Annotated in this window: 10 protein-coding genes; 8 read left to right on the forward strand and 2 right to left on the reverse strand. The window is 43.2% G+C overall.

The annotated features are described in order from the left end of the window. The first annotated feature begins 174 nt into the window (after window positions 1-174). Window positions 175-537, forward strand: a complete 363-nt coding sequence (locus OC25_RS10990) for a hypothetical protein (protein ID WP_156131452.1) — start codon at window positions 175-177, stop codon at window positions 535-537. Window positions 538-588: 51 nt separating this feature from the next. Here OC25_RS10990 and OC25_RS10995 read toward each other — a convergent pair whose 3' ends face one another. Beyond that, on the reverse strand, window positions 589-2,166 hold the full coding sequence (locus tag OC25_RS10995; RefSeq protein WP_245221965.1) for a sulfatase: 1,578 nt from the start codon (window positions 2,164-2,166) through the stop codon (window positions 589-591). Window positions 2,167-2,547: 381 nt separating this feature from the next. Between OC25_RS10995 and OC25_RS11000 the strand changes: the two genes are divergently transcribed. Further along, window positions 2,548-6,474: a Dyp-type peroxidase gene (locus tag OC25_RS11000; RefSeq protein ID WP_039475685.1), complete on the forward strand. Its 3,927-nt coding sequence runs from the start codon at window positions 2,548-2,550 to the stop codon at window positions 6,472-6,474. 818 nt (window positions 6,475-7,292) lie between these two features. Here OC25_RS11000 and phnA read toward each other — a convergent pair. Beyond that, window positions 7,293-8,540: a phosphonoacetate hydrolase gene (gene phnA, locus OC25_RS11010; RefSeq protein WP_052266142.1), complete on the reverse strand. Its 1,248-nt coding sequence runs from the start codon at window positions 8,538-8,540 to the stop codon at window positions 7,293-7,295. A 212-nt stretch (window positions 8,541-8,752) separates the two neighbouring features. On the opposite strand from phnA, the gene OC25_RS11015 reads away from it, so the two are divergent. The 6 genes from OC25_RS11015 to OC25_RS11040 all read left to right on the forward strand — a co-directional run bounded on the left by OC25_RS11015 (window position 8,753) and on the right by OC25_RS11040 (window position 17,815). Then, on the forward strand, window positions 8,753-9,337 hold the full coding sequence (locus OC25_RS11015) for an RNA polymerase sigma factor (protein ID WP_167335387.1): 585 nt from the start codon (window positions 8,753-8,755) through the stop codon (window positions 9,335-9,337). 76 nt (window positions 9,338-9,413) lie between these two features. Beyond that, on the forward strand, window positions 9,414-10,586 hold the full coding sequence (locus OC25_RS11020) for a FecR family protein (protein ID WP_039475689.1): 1,173 nt from the start codon (window positions 9,414-9,416) through the stop codon (window positions 10,584-10,586). 135 nt (window positions 10,587-10,721) lie between these two features. After that, complete coding sequence (locus OC25_RS11025; protein WP_039475694.1) at window positions 10,722-14,315, forward strand: SusC/RagA family TonB-linked outer membrane protein; 3,594 nt, start codon at window positions 10,722-10,724, stop codon at window positions 14,313-14,315. 42 nt (window positions 14,316-14,357) lie between these two features. Next, entirely contained in the window at window positions 14,358-16,277 is a 1,920-nt protein-coding gene (locus OC25_RS11030; protein WP_167335388.1) for a RagB/SusD family nutrient uptake outer membrane protein, read from the forward strand. A 33-nt stretch (window positions 16,278-16,310) separates the two neighbouring features. Continuing rightward, window positions 16,311-16,757 carry a DUF5018-related domain-containing protein gene (locus OC25_RS11035; RefSeq protein ID WP_039475701.1) on the forward strand — a complete coding sequence of 149 codons (447 nt, stop codon included), beginning with the start codon at window positions 16,311-16,313 and terminating at the stop codon, window positions 16,755-16,757. 65 nt (window positions 16,758-16,822) lie between these two features. Then, a complete protein-coding gene (locus OC25_RS11040) occupies window positions 16,823-17,815 on the forward strand; it encodes a metallophosphoesterase family protein (RefSeq protein ID WP_039475705.1) in 993 nt (330 codons plus the stop codon). Window positions 17,816-18,158: the final 343 nt, after the last annotated feature.

An 18,158-nucleotide genomic window follows, 5' to 3' on the forward strand; every position in this document is an offset into this window, starting at 1 on the left:
GTTGTCTTTGTCACCATATCTGCCCTTCATTAATAAATAGCGGTTTCATGCCGGAACCCGGGGCATTAAAACAAAGGAAAATAATTTACAACTGCACTGAAAATGCACAGAAAACTGGTTAATCTAAATTCATATCTGACGGTTTGTGGCAATTTAATTGCTCAAAAATTAAATATGCCCATAATAAACAAGTGGTCAGACGCTAATTATATCGTATTATCGGAAGCGGTAATGCAGGAAACGAAAATATACATTAGTAAAAATACACTTAAAAGGGTTTTCGGAAAGCTGAAAACCAAAGAGTCCTATCACCCCCAAATTACAACATTAAATGCATTGGCCATATTTGTGGGTTATCTCAATTGGAACGAATTTAAATCAAGTGAGGTTGCCTCGCTACATGGGGCCCGGAAAACGTTAACTTCCTGGTTTACAAATCCGGAAGGAATATTCGGTAACCAGGTTACAAAACCATTTATTTTTATCTTATTGCTGGTTATGCTTCTGGTAATGGTTATTGTTTTACTATGGCATTGAAAAATATCCCAACGCTTTTAAGCCTTTGGGATATTTAAATATCTCCATGTTTTACCGGATAGTCACTTCATCAGGGAAAGGAACTGGCTTTGACGTACTACTTGCTACCGGCATTTGTGCACCACGTTCTTTTAAGGTTTTACCTAAAATGCCAGCCAGTTTTTTAGTCTCGGCAGGATTTGCTGCTGCCAGGTTATTTTTTTCCGAAATATCCTTACTTAAATCGTACAGCTCCAATTCCTGGCTCCGCATGCGGTAAATCAGTTTCCATTGACCGTATCTGAGCGCACTATAGTAATTAATACCCAGAAGCCGCTCGTCTTTTTCTTTTTCATTGGTCCATTTCTTTGGATAATGAAAAACGAGGGGGCGTTCGGTAAGTTTCACAGCAGGATTTTTTAAAGTGGGTATCAGGCTTAAACCATCCAGCTTTTGAATCGTTTTTTTATTGCTTATGCCTGCCCAATCGAGTATAGTTGGGAAAAAATCGTCGATAATTACCGGGTTGGTATTTATACTTTGCGGCTTGGTTACCCCCGGCCATTTTACCAGCATCGGCTCGCGGATACCGCCTTCATATACCGATCCTTTTCCCGAACGGAAGGGGTAATTGTGGGTATTAACAGGTCCACCACGGCCATGTGCATCTAAACCACCATTATCGCTCATAAAAATTATAATGGTATTTTCTGCTACGCCCTTTGTGGTCAGGAAATTCATAATATCGCCCAAACTTTTGTCCATGCCTTCGATCATACTGGCATACTTTGCTTCAGCACTATCTAAACCAGCATCATAATATCGTTGTACAAAACGTTTATCGGCCATTAGGGGTACATGTACAGCATAATGTGCCAGATTGAGATAAAAAGGTTCTTTTCTGGCAATGGGTGTTTCCATCGCTTTTTTAGCTTCTAAAGTCAGTGCTTCAGTTAAAAAAGTACCGGTGTTATAGTATTCCTGTAAATCGGGCACTGCCTGCGCCTGTGCTTTGCCGGGTAAATTTCCATAGCGTTGTTCGGAAAGATAACTTTGTGGATGCCCTGCCGAGTGACCGGCAATATTAACCATAAAGCCCAGGTTGTAAGGGTTTGATCCTGGTGTACCCATCGAGCCCCAGTGTGCTTTGCCAACATGTATGGTATAGTAGCCTGCATTTTTTAACAATTGCGGAAAAGTTGTAGCATAAACTGTGTTTTCTGTTTGCGGAGTGTTGCTTAATCCGTTAATATTCCAGTTTAAAGGACCAAACTGCTCGTCTTTCGCATCAGTAGGTTCGTTTTTATTGGGCGATGTCCAGTTGGTGATGTGGGTACGTGCTGTGTTCATTCCTGTAAGCAGGCTCGTTCGTGTGGGCGTACAAACCGGTTGTGCATAAGCATTGGTAAATTTCATCCCTTGTTTGGCCAATCGCTCCATGTTGGGGGTATGATATCGCTTGTTTAAAGGCATTACCTCGCCGCAAAAAGGAACAGAAGTATCCATGATACCCATATCATCTACTAAAAATAAAATGATATTCGGCCTGCTTTTTTTTTGTTGCGCAAAGGTGTTTAAACCAGTTAAAAGCAAGAGTATAAAGGCCAATCGCTGCATCGAAAGCACGCTTATTTTAAGGGTTCGTTTCAATTTGGTTAGTCAGTTAACGTATTAATTAATAGCTGTTTTGTTCTAAGATAAGCTAAATGTTTAACGTAAAACAACGCAAACGTTTGATCAATTTATTAAATAACTAATGTTGCTTTCATTATCGAAATTTCCGTCGGTTTTCCGGCAGCTGAGCCCGTGGATTAAAAATGGATTTCGTTGGTAATTAGTGATTTATCTCGCCGGTTTTAAGTGCGGTTCTGCAGAAGTAGATGTAAGGGTCGTGATAGTAGATGTGTAGTTAAAAATAGGGTGATTATACGGTGTAAAAATACATCAAAATATGGTTACTTAGTAGATCGCCAAATCTTAAGTAAAAGAGCAGGCTAAATTAACCATCTATAAACATAAACACCTCTTAAAATGAAGTCCCTAAAACTCGAAGAAAGGCTCGACGAAGTGTGGAAACACTGTCAGCGTGGATTAGTGTACCCATCACCATTTGCCATTTTTACTACCTTCTGGACTAATGCACCGATAAGCCGGCCGCAATTAACCGAACTGATGGCTGCGGTACGGAAAGAAATTAATACGAACGAAGTATTGGCCAACCGAAATACTTCGGTAGTACTGGGTATTTCTTTTAAAAACTGGGCCAACATCTGTAAAAAGGAAGGCCTAACCTTACCGCTGGGCATGCGCCTTAATTTCCCAACCAAACATGATCCTTTTACCTCTGATGTTTTCGATGCCTCGAAAGGGGTTTTCGATGATACTGAAGGCGATCTTTGGTTCCACATTAAAAGCGATAGCAAGCAGGCCTGCGAGGTAGTACTCGATTTTCTAACTAACGGACTTAAAGGCGTTACCAAACATTATTTCGCACAAGATGCAGCTTCTAAATCCAACCAAAAGGATGGCAATAAAGGTAAGGTGCTGGGCTGTCGTTTTTCTGAAAACCTCAACAATCCGTCTGATCCGATTACCATCGCCAAACATACTTTAATTGGTGGCGAAGACATTAGTCACCTGGGCGGATCGTTTGTGCTGGCACAGCGGTTTATTATTAACTGGAACCAGATCAACATGATGACGGAAGACCAGATTGAAGACCTGATTGGCCGAAAAACAGACGATACCATTATTCCCGACCGCGATTCGCGCAGCCACATTAAATCGGCTCGCATACAGGATGAACATGGCAATACCACGCCAATCCTACGTTTAGGCTTACCTTTTGGCAGGGCCAAACAATCATCAGTTGGTTTTAGGGCGCCTAAATCGGTTACCGTTTCTGATGAAGAAGGCATTTACTTTGCCGGTTTTGCTAAAGAAGCAGGTATTCTCGAAAACATCATGAGCAACCAGGTTGGTGGCGATAAAGGTTTTATGAACGACCGTTTGTTCAACCACCTGAAATCTGATCTGGGTGGTATTTTTTACATTCCAAGTGTAGATGATCTGGGGCTTGATGAACATCCCGATTACAGCAACAATTTCTCGTTTATGGAAAAAGGCGACTGGTCTAAATTTCCGGGGGTGGATTGGACACGTTTAGACCGCCACTACCAGGATGCCTCTAAAAACGGGTTGATGTATTACAACCATCAGAATTACCTGTTCGCTATGTCGACTGGTATTAACCGCCATAACCACTATTTTAAAACACCTAGCAACCGTATACTGAGCCTGCTCGAAAATATTTTTTCTTTATGGCAGGATAACTGGTATTTTAACCGCAAGCAGGAAGAAATTAAAGAAGACCTGGCACATTATATCAAAGCTTACGAAGGCAGCGATAAACCGGCCGACATCATGAAAGAATCGATCATGATCAGGAAAGGCTGGGCAGTGCGCATGAGCCTACAGCTATTCAGCTCGGCCGATTACGGTTTCAGGGGCCGTAAAATCAGGTTCCCTGATGGTTCGCTACATCCTTATTCCGCTTTTATCGAAGCTAAAGGAGAGTGTGTGTACGGATCTGATACCTACCGCATTTCGCCCGAAGAGATTATTGTAGGCGCTATGCCAAACCTATCGTTGGGCGAGGGGCGCTATGTAATGAAATACCTTTCAGAAACCGAACGCATGGATGGCTTTTTAAGCAACCTGAGTGAAGCATCGGGGGTAGGGCACGTAATTCCACATTACGAAAAAGCCTTACAAAAAGGCTTACAGCAAATGAAGACTGAGGTATTGGCTTACGAACATAAGGCCACAACTGCTGAATTGAAAGACTTTTACCGCTCTTCTTATTTATCGCTGCAAGGCATTACCGAATACATTCAGAACTACGAAAAGCTGGCACGCGAAACTGCTGCAAAAATGGCCGAAGGGCAGGCCTGGGAAAAAGCCAACCTGCTGGCTATTGCCGCAAGGATGAAAAAACTGGCTAACGATAAGCCCGATACTTTTGTAGAAGCGGTACAGTTTATTTTTACCCTGCACACCTGTTTACACTTAAATGGCGAGCCCACTGCAATTGGCCGTATGGATCAGTTGTTGCAGCCTTTTTATGAAAAAGATGGCATTTCAGAAGATGAAGCACAGGAAATTATCGATGCTTTTTACATTAAACTGGATGAGAAAGTACAGCAGAACCGTATTTTTATGGAAGATCATCAGCCTTTTGGCAACCTGGCCATGGGTGGTGCCTCTGGACCGTACCCGCAGGGCGCTTCTTTAGGCCAATGGATTCAGCAAATTACCGTAGGCGGAACCATTGCCGATGGCACTACAGATTTTGCTGCCAGCAAACCCGCTTATAACGATATAACCAAACTGTTTATTCGCGCCTCGGGTAGGTTGCCTTTAAATGCACCTTGTCTGTCTTTGCGCACCCGTAAAGATATTCCCAAAGAAATACTTGAAGAAGCCGCTCATGCTGTCCTCTCGGGCGGTGCACATCCGATTTTGCTTAATGACGAGAAAATTATTGAAGGGCTTTACCGCAGTGGCGATCATGTAGGTGGTGAATTAGGACATAACAACAAAAACTGGAATTCGGCAGTTTCCATGCAATCGGCACAGAATTATGCCTGCGATGGTTGCTACGAACCACAGTTTCCGGGCGAGAACTGGTTTTCGCTGGGTGGTTTTTCTACCTTACAGCCATTGGAGTGTGCTTTAAACCAGGGGCGTACCTATTCATCAGCCGGGCAAGCTTACCTGTTCGGGCAAAATGTATCGCTTAATTCCAAACCAGCCGATCAGATTAAGAGTTTTGATGAGCTGGTAAGAATTTATTTTCAGCATTTTGAGCTGTTAAACCGTAAAGCCTTTAACGGGCAGCTTATGGGCTTTGGTGCCAACACCAAATTCTGCCCTTCGCCAATATTAAACGTATTGATGGACGACTGTCTGGCCCGTGGACTTGATTTTTATAGCGGGGGTACCAAATACAATATTTACGGACCTTGTTACATTTCGCTAAGTTCGGCCATTAACTCGTTGTACGCCATTAAAGTAATGGTATTTGATGATAAAAATGCGGTAACCACGCTGCCCGAACTGTTGGAATGCTTGTGCTGCGACTGGGGATATAAAATGACGGAGCCTTTTATCAGTACACTGGCGGGCGAATCGCGCATTACCAGCCGTTCCGATCGTTTTAAACGCCTGCGCGAAATTGCTTTAAGCCTGCCGCGCTATGGCCGCGGGCACCACGAAATTGATGCCTTTGGCGATACCATTGTGGGTGGAATTGCTAAAATCTCAGTAGAGACTTTTACTAAACCACTGCCACAAATGTACAGTGCTTTGCAAAACCTCGCTGCACGTTACGGTACAGAAGAACATCCATTTGGTATTCAGATCCAACCAGGCGTAGGTACATTCGAAAACCATGTGGAAATGGGCGCCTGGAATGGTGCCAGTGCCGATGGTCGTAGATTGGGTACTGCTGTAGCTTCCGATTTGAGCGCGGCACCAAGTCCGATGGATTTACCGGTAGAGCACCAATATGCAGGTTTCGAAGCTTCGTTAGCGGGTTTTGAAGGAGAAGGCACTGATCTGATGACCGATGGTGCCCCAACCGATTATAATGTGAATGAAGATTTTCCGGCAGAAAGAATCGTACGGGTTATGCAGCAGTTTGCGCAAGGTCATTCATCCAACATTTTAACGATTACAGTGGCCAGCCCTGATACCTATAGCCAGGCTGTAGGTTCACCAGAACAGTTTAACCTGCTTAGGGTAAGGACAGGTGGCTGGTCTAACTTCTTTACTTCGGTGTTCCCGCTTACACAGGATCAGCACCGCAGAAGACCGGTTTCTACACCAGAAGTGATGGAAAAGAAAGAAGGAGACATCAGTAAGTGTCCGTTTCACCATAAAATGGCAGAAGGATAAATTTGAATAAGAGGTAGGTGGGAGCTGAAGTGACCACCTGCCTTTATTTTTGTTCTTAACATCTAAGCTTTCCGCTTTGGCCTTTCCGCTTTAGCTTTTTTCACCATTTAATACATTTAGTGGCATTTCGACGTCACCCTGAACGTGTTTCAGGGTCTCTTATTTACCGCCATGCTTTCATTGTATACGGCATTTAAGTACATCCAAGCTTTCAGCTTTGGTCTTTCCGCTTTAGTCTTTTCACCACCTAAGACATTTAAGTACATCCAAGCTTTCAGCTTTGGTCTTTCCGCTTTAGTCTTTTCACCACCTAAGACATTTAAGGGCATCTAAGCTTTCCGCTTTAGGCTTTTTCACCATATAAGACATTTAGTGGCATTCAGACGTCACCCTGAACATGTTTCAGGGTCTCTTAATTACCGCCATGTTTTCATTTGTATAAAGCATTTAAGTACATCTAAGCTTTCAGCTTTGGTCTTTCCGCTTTAGTCTTTTTCACCACCTAAGACATTTAAGTACATCTAAGCTTTCAGCTTTGGTCTTTCCGCTTTAGGCTTTTTCACCATATAAGACATTTAGTGGCATTCAGACGTCACCCTGAACATGTTTCAGGTTCTCTTATTTACCGTCATGCTTTCATTGTATACGGCATTTAGGGGCATCTAAGCTTTCAGCTTTGGTCTTTAACTTCCCAATCCCCGGACCTCCGACTTTCCGACTTCGGTCTTTTCACCACCTAAGACATTTAAGGGCATCTAAGCTTTCAGCTTTTAGCTTTAGTCTTTCAGCTTTGAGCTTTAGTCTTTCAGCTTTGAGCTTTAGTCTTTAATTGTCCCGTTAATTGCAAAATCGAAAATATCGAAATTACGGGGATCGCCTTGTACTTTCATTTTATAAGCCGCATTGAGTGGATGTGAAATAAGCATCGGTACCATTTCTTCGTAGCGGCCGCCGTGCGAGCGCAGGGTTCCATCGAGTGCACTTAAATCGTGATCTGCAGCTGTTTTACCTAAAACTACATCACGTGCCGACAGGATGAAAAGATCTCCTGAACGGTCGGTGGGTTGTTCGAGCAGGCGGCAGCCTGTTGCTTTGTCGTAAACTTCAGTTATCCCATCTTGAAGTGAGAGCCAGTTTTTAACTTCGTTAATTTGAGTGCCATCGTTTACATAAACAACCGCATAAGAACCTAAGGCACCATGGTGTTTCACATAAGGATCGGTAATGGGGCATATTACCCTGAAACCGGCACCAAACCTTTCGTTTAGCAGCGTTTCAATAAACAATATATTCGGAGATCCGTCAGCCTTAACTTTTGCATTCATTCCATGATCGGCAGTTGCTGCCACTATTGCACCTAAATCGAGCATTTTACCCAATTCTATATCCTGAGCCTCGTAAAAGGCAAGCGATTCTTCGGTATCAGGGGCATAAGTATGCTGCATATAATCGGTTAAGGAGAGGTATAAAAAATCGGCCATACCGCGCGCTAGCAGGGCAACCCCGGCACGCAATACAAATAAACTGGCTTTTGCACTGTAAATGGGTGGGCTTGGCTCACCAACAAGCTGTTCTACCTGTTCAATGCCGTGAGTTTTAAGCCTGGCCTCTGCAGCTTTTTCAGCGGAAAAAGCAATCCCTTTTAGCTGGTGCGAAAGTATATCCCTTAGTTTTTCCTTGGCGGTAACTACAGCCACTTTGCGTCCGGCAACAGCTGCTGCTGCCAATATGGTTTCGGCTTTCAGGTAGCTTGCTGCATTCATCATCACTTCCTGCTGCAGGGCAGCATCAAAAAAATAGTTGCCGCATATGCCATGCCCTGCCGGACTAAGCCCCGTAACAATAGATGCATTATTCACATTGGTAAACGAAGGTAAAGCCCCCCTAACCATTCCTTTATAACCTTGCACAATCATTTTTTTCAGGTTGGGCATGCGGTTGCGGGCCATCGCTGCATCAAGGTATTCATCAGCAGAGCCATCCATGCAAATTACCACAATTGGTTTTGCTTCAGGTATATAGGTTTTGCTATTGGCGGTAAAGGGAAGGGTAGAGATGTTGTTCATCTGGATTGGATTTAATTGTTTTTTGTTTATTAAGGCTTTGTATAAAGGTCGAAACCTGTGAATCAATTTTAATAACTAAAAATTAACATGAAGTTATTTGCTTATTAATAAACAAAGTTTAATTTTACTAAACAAATATATGCTTTACCCTTTAATTTGGATAACCCGGTAAGAAATAGTAGTAATAATTAATGGAACAGCTTAATAAACTTATGGATGCAGATTTACTTGCCCTGTTAAAACACGGTAATGAAGAAGCATTTGTTGCAATTTACCACCGGTATTGGGAATGTTTATTAAATGCTGCTTACCAGCGTTTACGCTCGCGGGAAGATGCAGAAGAAGTAGTGCAGGAAGTATTTGTAAACCTGTACCTTCGGCGCAACGAAATTGAACCTAAATCTTCTTTAGCAGCCTATCTTAAAACCGCACTAAAATATAAAGTGATTGATATGTACCGCTTGCAGCAATTGCATTATAAACATATCGATAATCTTATTGCCGAAACGCAGGTTGATCCACAAGCTGTTGATGAGGAACTGGCCATTAAGGAATTTAAACTGAGCGTGCTCTCAGCCTGCCAGAAATTACCGCAAAAATGCCGCGAAGTATTTATCATGTTCCGCTTCGAAGAACTCTCACACAAGGAAATTGCCCACCGTAGCGCGATTTCAGTTAGTACAGTAAAAAAACACCTGCACAAGGCCATGTTTTTCCTGCGCGAAGAACTTAAGGGCAGCAAAACCTTTTTAATACTGATCTTTCTCTTCTTTTGTGTGAAGCTGATGGGCTTGTAACCCCTTATTTAAAATTTTTTTTAAAAAAATAACACGCACAGTAGAACCTTTTTGCTTTTGCTTCGAATACATTTATATGAGCAACAATCAAAAAGCGTTCGACAAGCACCTGCTTGATCTTCTGACTAAGTTCAAAAACGGAGAGGCCACTGCTGCCGAAATCCGGGAAATTGACCAGTGGTACGAAAGTCAGTCGGCCAATAGCGGATATACAGATCAGCTGTCGGCCGATGAACAGCGCGAAACCATGCAAAAAATGTTGCGGAATGTGAAGGCAGGTATCCGGCAGGAAGCAGTGCCTGTGGTAAAACTCAGGGCTTATCAAAAAGTAAAGATACTAGGCATTGCAGCAACTTTGCTTTTAGTGGTCGCAACCGGCCTCTATTTTGGTTTAGGCCGACAGAGAACAGTTCAAAAACAACTGGCGGTAGCAAACGATATAGCACCGGGCAGCAATACAGCAACGTTAACATTGGCCAATGGCAAAAAAATAAACCTGGCGGCTTTAAACAACGGCCAGGTGGCCAGTCAGTCTGGCATCAGGATTTCTAAAACAGCCGATGGACAATTGGTGTATGAAAGCATTGCAAGTGAAACGGTTTCGGGTAGCCAGCCCGAATTTAACACCATAGAAGTGCCGGCTGGCGGGCAATGGCAGGTTATTTTACCCGATCGGTCTAAAGTTTGGCTTAACGCATTATCCAGTATCACCTATCCTTTACACTTTACCGGTAAAGAAAGAAATGTAAAAATCTCAGGTGAAGCCTATTTTGAGGTTGCACATAATCCAAAAATGCCCTTTAAGGTGCATAGTCTTAATCAAACCGTAGAAGTACTCGGCACACATTTCAATATTACGGCCTATCCCGACGAAAAACTGATGAAAACCACCTTACTGGAAGGAGCAGTAAAAGTTTCTGCAGGTAAGCAAACCAATATGCTTGTGCCGGGCGAGCAGGCACAGGTTAGCGGTGGCAACATGGCGGTAACCAAAGCCATCGATGTGGAAGAGGTCGTAGCCTGGAAAAACGGGTATTTTAAGTTTGATGAAAACCTGGAGGCCATTATGACCAAAGTAGCCAAATGGTACAATGTAGAAGTGGTTTACCAGTTTGAACCCGATCCGGCTGTTGTTTACGCGGGTAAAGTTTCGCGGGCTAAAAATATATCTTCCTTATTGAAAATTATAGAATTTGATGGCGATGTGCATTTTAAGATTGAAGGAAGGAGGGTAATTGTAATGAAATAACAAATGCAGGTCTGTAAACCAAAAGGATGGTCAAAGGTGCGCTAACACCTTCGACCGGACGTTGAGTTTACCCATTCCGGTATGCCGGAATAAAATTTAAATCTCGTATTAAATCAAAACCCAACATTCAAATTTATGAATTTAAACTTACATAAGAAGTATGGAGGTAACCGCCATGCATTTTATAAAATTCTGCTGGTGATGAAGATAACCACATTTTTATTGATAATAACCATCATGCAGGTAAGTGCGGCTACTTTCGCACAAAAAATTACCCTGCGTAAGGTTAATGCTCCGTTAACGTCCATTATCGATGAAATCCGAAACCAAAGTAACTACGATTTTTTTTATAACAAGAAGGTATTAAAGGCAGCCAAATCAGTAACCATCAATGTTAAAGATGCTTCGTTGCAGGAAGTGCTCGAAATCTGTTTTAAAGACCAGCCGATTGATTATCAGGTTAGCGATAAAACGGTATTGCTTAAAGAAAAAGCAGTTAAGCCTGATTTGCCCGTTTCCTTTAACCGGCCGGTCGAAAAAATTACCGGTAAAGTGGTTGATGAAAAAGGACAGCCCATACCGGGGGCAAGTATTACCGAAAAGGGCACTAAAAATGTAACACAAACCAATGGTAATGGCAGTTTTAGCATCGATGTTGCCAATAAAGAAGCCATTTTGGTTATTTCCTTTATTGGATACCAGAGTAAAGAAGTTTTGGCCGGGAGCATAAATGGACCCATTTTGCTCAGCCCAAGCCAGGAAACGCTTAATGATGTAGTAATAACAGCTTACGGTAAAGTAAAAAGAAACAGCCTTACCGATGCCATTTCTACTATCGATGCCAAAAAAATAGAAAACAGGCCTTTAAGGACCCTTGCCGATGGTTTGGTTGGATTAGCACCCGGCTTAAATATTAAAATGCCCAGTGGCGCGCCGGAAAGTGTTCCCAGCATCAATATCAGGGGCTTTACAGGCTTCGGCACATCGGGTGGGCCATTGGTATTGATTGATGGGGTTGAAAGACCGATGCAGGATGTTAACCCCAATGATGTAGAATCGGTTTCGCTCCTGAAAGATGGTGCATCCTCGGCAATTTACGGTTCAAGGGCACCTTATGGTGTATTGCTAATTACCACCAAAAGCGGTAAATCAGGAAAGGCTACCGTAAGTTATTCCAATAATATCCGGATTGGAAAAATAGCCTTGTTTCCCACCCAACCCGAATCGCCCGAATGGGCCCGCTACATTAACATGGCGCAAAAAAACGGTCAGCCTGCCGGAACTGGTACAGAGGGGGTAGATGCCATAACGATTGCAAGAATGGAGGCCTGGCTGCAGAAGGACTGGAACAACCCTGCTTTTGACGAATTGCGCACCCGGTTTGGAGATAAGGCTCAGTCGTATATTGAAAATGGCCAGTTTCCAACTGCCGATGCCAGCTTTAAGTACTGGACGAGGGAACAATCTTTTGCTACTACCAAATTATACGATGCTTATTTAAACAAATCAGACATTAGCCAGCAACATAACTTAAGTTTAAGCGGGGGAACAGACCGGTTACAATATTTTACCAGTGTTGGATACAATGGTGGGAAAGGTTTGTTTAAGGGCGATTTTAACTACAATAGCCGCCAGAATTTCCAAACCAAGTTAAATTATAAAGCGGCTGAATGGCTGGATCTAAGAACAGATGTAAGTTTGGTGCGGCAGGAAAACCAAGGCGCAAATTACCGCAATGGAGCCGCAACAGATGGGCCAAGCGGAAATTTAATTGCCAACTATGGTGACATATTTGGCAGCATGACCCAGTATTTTGCTACACCTTTAAGGGTGCCCTCAGGCAATGCCTATTCCTGGATTTTAGGTGCATCGGGCATACTGGGCGAAGGTGGTTTAATTAAAAACAGAAGAAACGATGTGGTACTTACCGGGGGGGCTACCGTACGTCCGTTTAAGTATTTCGAGCTGAACGGCGATTATAGCCTGCGTTTAAGTAATTCTTTTTATTCAAAAGTGGATAAGATTGCCTATACCGAATTGCCGGATGGAACGATGGTTCAAAATAACCGTTCGGCCAATTCGAGTGCCATTACTAAATCGAGCAGCATGCTTAATTACCAGTTTGCCAAGTTTAGCGGCCAGTATAAAAGAAGTTTCGAAGGTGGTCATAATCTTTTGGCACAGGTTGGTATGCAAATTGAAAAAAATGCGTTCGAATCGCTTACAGGTAGCAAAACAGATTTATATGCGCCAAACGAGGTTGAAGCGCTCAGGTTTGCAGCCAATAACCCACTGGCCGATGATAATTTGTATGAATGGGCAACCTTAGGCTACTATGGCGTATTTACCTACGATTTTAAAGAGAAATACCTGGTTAAATTTGCAGGCAGGAGAGATGCCAGTTCGCGCTTTGCCGCCGATGCCCGCTGGGGATTTTTTCCTTCGGTTTCCGGAGCCTGGAATGCAGCCAAAGAAAACTTTTGGCCCCTGAAAAACTGGGTTAGCGAATTTAAACCAAGGGTATCATGGTCTAGCTCAGGCGATCTTACTTCAGTAGGTGCAAGCAATTACTACCCTGTAGCTGTACTTGGTGCATCAGTAAGCAAAACCACACTTTTGGGCGGAAATTATTCAAACGTATTTACCCCACCCGGCTTAATAAGTGCTACACAAACCTGGGCTAAGCCAACCGTGCTCGATTTTGGTATCGATATTACGGCGTTAAAACAAAGACTTAACATCAGCTACGATTGGTATCAGCGCAGGGTGAAAGATCAGATTGGCCCGCCAGATCCGGTATCAGCCGTATTGGGAACCGGAGCTCCGGCGCAAAACAATTCTGTTTCAGAAACCCGTGGCTGGGAGTTGAGTATTGGCTGGAACGATAAATTTACCCTGGCATCGAAACCATTTACCTACGATATCAGACTGAATATGAGCGATTATATTGGCTATGTTACCCAGTATAGCAGTAACGCTTCGGGTTTAAGAAGCGGCGCATGGACACCGGGAGAGCTTTTTGGGCAGAACTTTGTATATAAATCAGCAGGTATTGCACAAAATATCAACGATTTAAACGGTCGAACGCTTACCGGAACGTACAATTATCCGGGTTACCTGCAGTATCAGGACCTTAACGGCGATGGGTATATCAATGCCGGTAACGGAAATTTTTGGTACAGCATGGGCGATGTGGTGAGAGATGGCTTTAACTATCCACGCAAAAGCTATTCTATTGTACCATCTTTTACCTGGAACAATTTTAGTGTGTCGGCCGTGTTTGAAGGGGTAATGCAATGGAAAATATACACCAGCTCGTTATACGTATGGGGTACAAACGCAGGTAGCAGTATTGCCTATTTCGGAACACCGGTATTTAAAGAAAGCAGTCAGCTGGGCTACTGGAATACAAATAATCGCGATGCTTTTTTCCCTGCACTAAATACAGGTAGTGGTTTGGCTACAGACAGGTACTCACTTGATCTTTCGCACCTGCGCATCAGGAATATCACCATTGGTTATGACCTGCCTCAGAAATGGGTAGCCAAAGCCCGTTTAAAGAATGTAAATATTTATGCCAGTGGTGAGAACCTCGGATTCATTTATTCGAAATCCTTTATCAAATACGACCCCGAATTTTTGAGTAACCTCTCTGGTCTGTTTAGTAACAGCACAAGTGGCTATCCGCCTTTGCGCTATTATTCATTTGGTATTAAGGTAGGGCTGTAACCCGCTAATAAAGCTCATAAAATGTATTTAAAAATTAAACACATGAAACTGTTCATCAATAAAATAAAATGCTTTGCGTACACAGGCATGATACTGCTTTTGGCACTCAGTTCCTGTAAAAAGGATTTTTTAAATAAAGAACCTTTAATTTCTACCGGGCCCGATAATCTTTTTCGTACGGCTGCCGACCTACAAACCTATGCAAATGGTTTTTACCCCAAACTGGCTCCCCAGTATACGGCATTGGGCAATATTGCCAATACCAGTTTAGATGCCAATTCTGATGTTATGATTAATCAGACAACCGTAACCGCAGGTTTAAACATGTTAACCTCAAACTCAGTTGCGCCCGAAACCAGTACCACCTGGAATAATGGTTATACGGCAATTAGGAGCGATAATTATTTCCTGCATTATGCCTTGTTAAATGCACAGAAAAATGCTTCAACCAGACATTACATTGGTGAAGGCTATTTTTTCAGGGCCTGGGATTATTTTGCCCTGTTAAGAAATTTTGGAGGAGTACCTATTGTTACCGATATTTTAAAGGAAACCGATGCGGCAGAACTTTATAAACCGCGGGCTTCGCGTTATGAAGTGGCCAGTCAGATTATTAAAGATCTCGATTCCGCCATTGCCAAACTCAACTGGAAAGGCGAAGCTGAGGGCGGCATAGCCGGAAGGGTTACCAAAGATGCTGCATTGGTGTTAAAAACCAGGGTAGCCCTTTACGAAGGTACCTGGGAACGCTATCATGGCAGAAAAAACTCACCCTTTGCCGTGCAGGGTAAAAACGGGGCCGAATTTCTGGCCATGGTTGAGCCGGCGGCAAATATGTTAATCAGCCGCTATGGCAATAAGATATTTACCAATCAGGGCGATAAATCTTTGGCTTATAATCAGCTGTTTGCCCAAAAGGATGCAGCTGCTACTGATGGCGTAATCCTTTATAAAGTATATGATGCTTCCAAACTTACAGAAAGTCATAACTTTTTCTGGAAGATCATCGATCTTGGCCCTTCCATTACCGACCACCTGGTAGATATGTACCTGAAAACCGATGGTAGCCAGCAGGGTGCAACCGGTACACTCAGTACCTTAAGCAACACCCTCGACCCCCGCTTTAAACAAACAGTATGGACTTCAGACCGGGGGCCGTTTAACAAGCTGCCTGGACGTGGCGGCGATGGTACACCTTTCAGGTACCCCATTATTGCGCCTGCAGGTTCCTATACCGAGGGCTTTACCTCAACCGGTTACCGGAATTTTAAAGGTGCTGTTCTTGCCCAGGAATACAGAAAAGGGGAAACCGATGATGTATTAATGCGTTATGAAGAACCTTTATTGGCACTGGCTGAGGCAAAAGCCATTTTAGGTACGCTTAATCAGGCTGATCTGGATAAAACTGTGAACGTAATCAGGAGCAGGGTAGGGATGATTCCGATGACCATTAATGCAGGCTCGGGATTTGTATATCGTGAGGACCTGGGATTTGATCTGAGCGAAACGCCACTGGTTAATGAAATCAGGAGGGAGCGCAGTGTAGAGTTCGCTCTGGAGGGCTTCCGTTTGGACGACCTGAAGAGATGGGCCGTATTTGAGAAGGTGATTAACGGGTATCAGCCCAAAGGTGCTTTATTACAAGAGTTTTTAGATTATTATAACCGCACACCAGCCCAGGTAGCCTTGGATATGGGGAGCGACGCCAGTAAATATAGCCAGATCCGCGCTGACGGGTATACGTTAAGCGAAACGGTGCTGAATTTAACCCCGGGCAGTAACGTAGATCGTTTCCCTGATGGCCGGATTAATCCTCTATTCAAAATAGCCGATTTCAGACCGGGTGGCCGAGGGTTCTTTATCGAACCAACGAGAGATTACCTGGCCGGGGTTCCGCTGCAGGAGATCAGGTTATACCAGACCAAAGGGGCAAAACTCGATCAAAACCCTGGCTGGAGATAAAAACATTTAATGATTACGAAAAAATTCAAAATTATGAAAGCTAATAAATGGATAATCATATTGCTGTTTATCTTTTCGATAAGCACAACAGCCTGTTTAAAACCAAGAGTAGGACTTGATGATACGGTTTGGGGCGATCAGGCCTATATTACCGGTGTGGTACTTTTTAAATATACCGTAGTAACCAATCAGCTCGGCTATGCCGATCCGGTATCGGGTTATCAGAATACCGGAATTACCACCCCCACCAATGTGGTAGATAAAAACAATGCAATGGTTACCATCGTGGCAGCCAAAGGAACTGATCTAACCAAAATGGGTATCAGGTTTACCCATTTTGCCCAGAAAATAGAACCGGTAGATGGTGCACCGGCTGCTGGCGTAATTGCCGATTTTTCGAAAGGGAAATTTATATACCGCGTAACATCAGCCAACGGAGTTGTGCGCGACTGGACAATTATATTATCAGTAGCACCTTAATTAACAGTAAAAGGTCAGAACCCATACCGGATTTGGCCTTTTGCTAAATTTCAGCTTTATCAATTATGAAGAAGATCAACAGAAGAAGCTTTATTAACGGCATTGTGGCCACAGGCATTGTTTTGCAGATTCCCGATACCGTTTTGGGGATGTTCCCCGCTAAAGCGAAAACGGTTAAGGCAGGCCTGATTACCGATTTGCACCACGATATCATGCACGATGGTGCAGAGCGTCTCGAAGCCTTTTTAGCAGATGTCAGGAAAAGTAATCCCGATTTTATTATGCAAATGGGTGATTTTGCCTACCCCAACGATAAAAATAAGCCGCTGATAGATCGTTTTAACAATGCTCACCCAACAGCTTTACACGTTATTGGCAATCACGATACCGATAACGGTCATACCAAAGCCCAATGTCTCGAATATTATAAAATGCCGGCCAGATATTACACCAAAGAGGTTAATGGTGTGCGTTTTATTGTTTTAGATGGTAACGATAAAGGATCGCCTACACGTAAAAGCGGCTACCCATCGTACATTAATGATGAGCAGAAACTCTGGTTGCAGCAGCAATTAAAAGAAATCAATAAACCCATCGTTGTGGTGAGTCACCAGCCATTGGCCGGCGAACTGGCAGTAGATAATGCTGCGGAGATACAGGAAATATTAAGTGCTGCTGCCGATAAGATTTTAGTGGCTATAAACGGGCATACGCACATAGATAGCCACGTTTTGATTAAAAACATCAACTATGTGCACATTAACTCAGCCTCGTATTTCTGGGTTGGTGGAAAATATAAGCACAATAGCTATCCGGAAGAAATTCACAAAAAACACGAATGGATAGCCTACACCTGCCCTTACCAGGATGCCTTATTTACCATGTTAACCATTAACCCTGCATCAGGCACCATACACATTGAAGGCCGAAAAAGCAATTGGGTAGGGGCTTCGCCTGCACAGTTAAATTATGTTGAACAAAGTGCTATTGCTCCGGGTAAAGAAATAGTACCTTTTATTAGTAAAAGAAACATTAAAGTTACCCGCAATAGTAAATAATATTTTTAGCCACAGGTTTACAGATTAATTGAAGGCAATTAAGCAAAATCTGTTTATCTGTGGCTTTAACACCGATCGTCACCCTGAACTCGTTTCAGGGTCTCTTATTTACCGTAGTCTTTTTCACCACCACAGACATTTAAGGGCATCTAAGCTTTCAGCTTTGGTCTTTCAGCTTTAGTCTTTGGATCTCCGACTTTCCGACTTCGGTCTTTTTCACCACCTCAGACATTTAAGGGCATCTAAGCTTTGGTCTTTCCACTTTAGTCTTTTTACCACCTAAGACATTTAAGAGCATCTCAGCTTTTCGCTTTAGTCTTTCCGCTTAATCTTCGGATCTCCG

It is taken from the genome of Pedobacter kyungheensis (assembly GCF_000812965.1).
Classification (GTDB): Bacteria; Bacteroidota; Bacteroidia; order Sphingobacteriales; family Sphingobacteriaceae; genus Pedobacter; species Pedobacter kyungheensis.